At 46.1% G+C, this 4,556-nt stretch carries 5 protein-coding genes and 1 pseudogene; 4 read left to right on the forward strand and 2 right to left on the reverse strand.

The window, feature by feature from the left end; genetic code table 11:
• The 3 genes and pseudogenes from O9332_RS15670 to rbfA all read left to right on the forward strand — a co-directional run.
• A pseudogene (locus O9332_RS15670) lies at positions 1 to 134 on the forward strand (IS630 family transposase); the annotation flags it as partial.
• 236 nt (positions 135 to 370) lie between these two features.
• Positions 371 to 568: a DUF751 family protein gene (locus O9332_RS15675; RefSeq protein ID WP_002737592.1), complete on the forward strand. Its 198-nt coding sequence runs from the start codon at positions 371 to 373 to the stop codon at positions 566 to 568.
• A 41-nt stretch (positions 569 to 609) separates the two neighbouring features.
• Positions 610 to 996, forward strand: coding sequence for a 30S ribosome-binding factor RbfA (gene rbfA, locus O9332_RS15680; RefSeq protein ID WP_002759261.1), 387 nt, complete (start codon positions 610 to 612; stop codon positions 994 to 996).
• 5 nt (positions 997 to 1,001) lie between these two features.
• On the opposite strand, the gene O9332_RS15685 is transcribed toward rbfA, so the two are convergent.
• Complete coding sequence (locus O9332_RS15685) at positions 1,002 to 1,127, reverse strand: hypothetical protein (protein ID WP_288026337.1); 126 nt, start codon at positions 1,125 to 1,127, stop codon at positions 1,002 to 1,004.
• Positions 1,128 to 1,236: 109 nt separating this feature from the next.
• On the opposite strand from O9332_RS15685, the gene O9332_RS15690 reads away from it, so the two are divergent.
• A complete protein-coding gene (locus tag O9332_RS15690) occupies positions 1,237 to 2,817 on the forward strand; it encodes a glycoside hydrolase family 3 N-terminal domain-containing protein (RefSeq protein WP_002759259.1) in 1,581 nt (526 codons plus the stop codon).
• On the opposite strand, the gene O9332_RS15695 is transcribed toward O9332_RS15690, so the two are convergent.
• Positions 2,814 to 4,013, reverse strand: coding sequence for a lipid-A-disaccharide synthase-related protein (locus O9332_RS15695; RefSeq protein WP_288026339.1), 1,200 nt, complete (start codon positions 4,011 to 4,013; stop codon positions 2,814 to 2,816). The two genes, O9332_RS15690 and O9332_RS15695, sit on opposite strands and share 4 nt — an antisense overlap.
• Positions 4,014 to 4,556: the final 543 nt, after the last annotated feature.

Here is a 4,556-nt window from a genome sequence, read left to right on the forward strand (position 1 = left end):
AAAACTTTTCTGACTTTTCTTCAGCCATTTATGAATGTTTGAATGATGCCCATTTGAAACATAAAAAAGAACTGGATTCCTTGCTGACTCTACGATTTCAGAAGTTTAATAAATCTCAGATTATGAACGTCTAAAGTATAGATCAAGGGGGGATCAAGGGGGGATTAAAGGCAAAATCCATTTTTAATTTAATTATAACCAGCTACTTATCTAGAGTAGAGTGATTCCGTATTTCTCTCCAGCCAGATAGTTATACCACTAAATAGTACAAAAGTCTAGAGATTCTGTTAAGTCCCATTAATCGGGCGGCGTGGCAGCATCGAAGCTTACTGCTATAATTACTTACGGACAAAGATAATAAATAAAATTTATGGGCGACTTTTTTGATAACGTGAGCCGTTACCCCCGCTATCTGATTAGCTTTAGTTTAGGGATTTTCTTCGCCTTTTTCGGCTGGTTGGCCCCTTTATTAAAAAATCCCCTCACAGCGATCGCACTTGTGGGCTTTCTGGGGGGAACTTTCGCCTTTCTTTATTTCACCCTCAAAGCCATGCTCGGATTAGCTTGATACAATGGTAAGGGTTTCGCTGTTTTTAGGGGACGAAAATTATGGCTAACGACCGTCGAGTATCTCGCGTGTCCTCGCTAATTAAGCGCGAGGTCAGCCAAATGTTATTAATGGAAATTAAAGATGATCGGGTCGGTGCCGGTATGGTTAGCGTTACCGATGTGGATCTCTCCCACGACCTGCAACACGCTAAAATTTTTGTGTCTATCTACGGCAACGAAGATGCAAAGGCCGAAACTATGGCCGGTTTAAAAGCTTCCGCAGGATTCGTCCGGCGCGAACTTGGTCAACGCATCCGTCTCAGACGTACCCCCGAAGTGGTCTTCCTAGAAGATTCTTCCCTCGAACGCGGCGATCGAATGTTACACCTTCTTGATCATATTAAAAGCGATCGACCCCCAGAAGATGACGATTCCGATGAAGAATAAAACTATTAGCCGTCTTTTTTCTCCCTGTCTCCTGTCTCGGAGTCTCCTGACTTGAAAGAGGGTGTGGGGTGTGGGGTGTGGGGTGTAGGGAAGGAAACCTCTTTCATCTGTGGGGGTGAAAATTTTTTCATCGGGACTGTCTCGGAGTCTCGGAGTCTCGGAGTCTCGGAGTCTCGGAGTCTCCTGTCTCGGAGTCTCCTGTCTCCTGATAACTGATAACTGATAACTGATAACTGAATAGTGAGCGATCGCATTTTATCCCTAAAAGAACGTATTGGTCAGATGATAGTAGTCCGCGCTTCCGGCTATCTCTTTGACCAACAAATCCGCTATCCTGCTTGGGAACCTGTCAACGCCACCCTGAAACATTGGTTAGAAACCCTCCACCTCGGTGGGGTAATTCTCTTAGGAGGCAGCGCCGCCGAAATCGCTTTCCGTAGCCAACAATTACAAAGTTGGTCCAGCGATAATCCTCTCCTCATCGCCGCCGATATCGAGGAGGGAGTCGGCCAAAGGTTTTCCGGCGCCACTTGGTTTCCCCCCCCGATGGCTTTAGGAAAAATAGCCGAAAAAAGCTTGACAAAAGCCACAGAATATGCTAGGGAAATGGGAGCAATTACCGCTAAGGAGGCCCTAGAGATCGGGATTAACTGGATTTTAGCCCCAATTGTCGATGTGAACAATAATCCCGACAATCCCGTTATTAATATTCGTTCCTTCGCTGAAACTCCCGAAATCGTCGCTAATCTAGCTCAAGCTTTTATTTTAGGGGCGGATTCCTATCCAGTTTTGACCACGGCCAAACATTTTCCCGGCCACGGTGACACCAGCAATGACTCCCATCTCGATCTTCCCATTATCAACCACGATCATCATCGCCTAGAAGCGATCGAATTGCCCCCCTTTCAAGCGGCGATCGAGTCGGGGGTTGATAGTATTATGTCAGGCCATCTGTTAATTCCCGCTTGGGATGCCGAGTTTCCCGCCACTCTTTCCTCGAAAATTCTCGCGGAAAAACTGCGCCAAAATCTCGGTTTTCAGGGTTTAATCGTCACCGATGCCCTGATTATGGGGGGAGTAACCAAAATTGCCAGCGCTGCCGCCATAGCAGTGAGGGCGGTACAGGCGGGGGCCGATATACTGTTAATGCCACCCGATCCGATCGAAGCGATCGAAGCGGTGTATAGTGCCGTGCAAGCGGGTACAATTAGCGAAGCGAGAATTAATGATTCTTGGCAACGTATTCAACGAGCAAAAGAGAAATTGGGGCAAAGACAGCCATCCTTAGAATCCTTAAGCAGTTTAGCGGCACCGCAAGCTCTAGAGATTGTCAGCGATATTTTAAAAGATTCCCAAACAGTTAGCGCTAATTTACCGATTAAAGCCACTCAAGGCCGCAATTTAATCATTATCGATGATTTACTCAACTGTGACTTTCTCGATCGCTCTTGTCCGGCGGTGACAATGCCCCGACAATGGGGTTATCAAACCCAAATAATTGATTGTAGCACCTTTAATCAGTCCCTCGTCTCCCCAGAAACGACTCTCCTACAAGTATTCATCCGTGGTAATCCTTTTCGGGGTAGTGCCGGATTAGGGGAGGAAACGAAAGCTATCTATCAAGCTTTGCTGAAAACCGGACAAATTCAAGCATTGATTATTTATGGTAGTCCCTACGTTTTCCAGTGGTTTCGTCAACAAAGCGGAGAAATTCCCTATCTTTTCAGCTATGGACAACAACCAAGCGCCCAAAAAATTGCCCTAGAAACTATTTTTGAGGGGCCCACTAGCGGCGAAAATCAGACCGATACTTTCATTTAAGGGCAAAAATTGTCTAGTAACCATTGGGCAATGCGATCGGAGGCCCCGGCCGATCCCATTCTCTGACGACCATTAACGGCGATTTCTTGCCACTGTGGGGGATTTTGTAATAAATATTCTAACTTGTCTGCTACTGACTCGGCACTATCGCCTAAGAGAATTGAACAGCCTAATAAACGCTGTTGCAGTTTGGCAAAATGGCCAGTAAACTGTGGTCCAGATCCCGCAATCGTGATCGCCGGTTTACCCAAACCGACGAACTGTTCCGTGGCAGTTCCCGCCATGGCGATGGCCAGATGGCAGCGGCCTAAATATTCGGCGTAATCCCTTTGAGAAATAGTTATAAATACTTCTTGACAAATAAACTTATTTGTGCTATGTTCTCGCCAACCCTGGGAAATTAAAGCAGCCGTAAAAGATTCTAGGGGGAGAGAAGGAGCGATCGCCGCCAAAAATTCCAGCTTATAATCGGGAAAACGTCCGATAATGGCGGCCACAGCCTCGATAATTTGCTGCCAATTGTGGAGAGATTCGGGAAAGCGCGAACCGGGTAGCAGCAGAATATTTAGGCAATCTTGGGGAAAATCGCCCGTTATCGAGGGTAAAAGGTCATCCATCATCGGATTACCCCCATCGAAAACGGGAATTGACCACTGTTGTAAAATTTTGCTAGTTAAACTATCCCGGGGAAAAACCCCCCGACAGCGAGGACGGGCCATTAACCAGCGTTCCCAGGGATAATAGTAGGAACCCCAGAGGCGATCGATCATCGAGCTACTATCTAACCATCCCTGCTCATCCCGGAGATAGTATTCTGATTTAGCCGTTCCCACAAAAGCATAATCTGTCTCGCTCAACCAAGCAAGGGCAAGGGGTAAGATATCTCCCACCGCGACAATTTTTCCCCCTTCTTGGCCCCAATTTCTGACCAGACGGTATTGACGGGAGGTTAATCCTAATAATCCCTCCCGCAGATCTCGCCATAATTGTTTGGCATCCCTAGTGATAAAACCCCCAGAGGGCATTTTTTGACCTCGATCGAGAAGAGAAATCCCCAGACGAGTATAAGCATAACCGTTACCCACTAGGGGTAAAGCAGTAATATCCGGACAGTGGGGAGATGATTGCAGTCTTTTAATAATCCGGATCGCGATCTCGTCTTCACCGTGGCCATTACTCAAAAATAATAATTTCACTTTTTTTCTTAACTTCTGGCTTAAAGTCCTAAACTTCGGTTGTTTTATTCCCCTCGACCCTAGACAATGCTGATGGTTAGGGAACAATCAATTTTATAAAAGCAGTTAACCAACTCCCATTTAGTCTAATCTACCGGAAGGTTTCGCCGATCGCCTATCTCTGCCCTGATGGCGACCATTTGACCAAAGGTTAAGACTAAAAGATAAGAGATTAGTTTAACTGCTTCTATTTTTCTCGATCAAAAGACCAAATTTGGCCCCCCAGAGCCAAGAAGGTCAGAAACCTGCTCTGATCGCTAAGTAGCTGGTTATAATTAAATTAAAAATGGATTTTAGGTTCGATCCCCCCTTAGTCCCCCCTTGATAAGGGGGGTGCCGATCCCCCCTTAGTCCCCCCTTGATAAGGGTAGGGCTGTTTCATTCTCCCATCAGAATATCAAAAGTAAAAGCGATCACTGTCAGGTAAAATGAGGAGTGACCGGCAACTTTTCAAATATATGTTGAGCTTAATAGAAAAACTAAAACAAGTCAAGGACTTTCGGA

It is taken from the genome of Microcystis sp. LE19-10.1B, from assembly GCF_027530565.1.
GTDB classification, from domain to species: Bacteria; Cyanobacteriota; Cyanobacteriia; order Cyanobacteriales; family Microcystaceae; genus Microcystis; species Microcystis aeruginosa.

Coding starts and splice junctions, on each gene's coding strand:
- O9332_RS15675 (WP_002737592.1), top strand. CDS start 371: ATGGGCGACTTTTTTGATAACGTGAGCCGTTACCCCCGCTATCTGATT.
- rbfA (WP_002759261.1), top strand. CDS start 610: ATGGCTAACGACCGTCGAGTATCTCGCGTGTCCTCGCTAATTAAGCGC.
- O9332_RS15685 (WP_288026337.1), bottom strand. CDS start 1,127: ATGAAAAAATTTTCACCCCCACAGATGAAAGAGGTTTCCTTCCCTACA.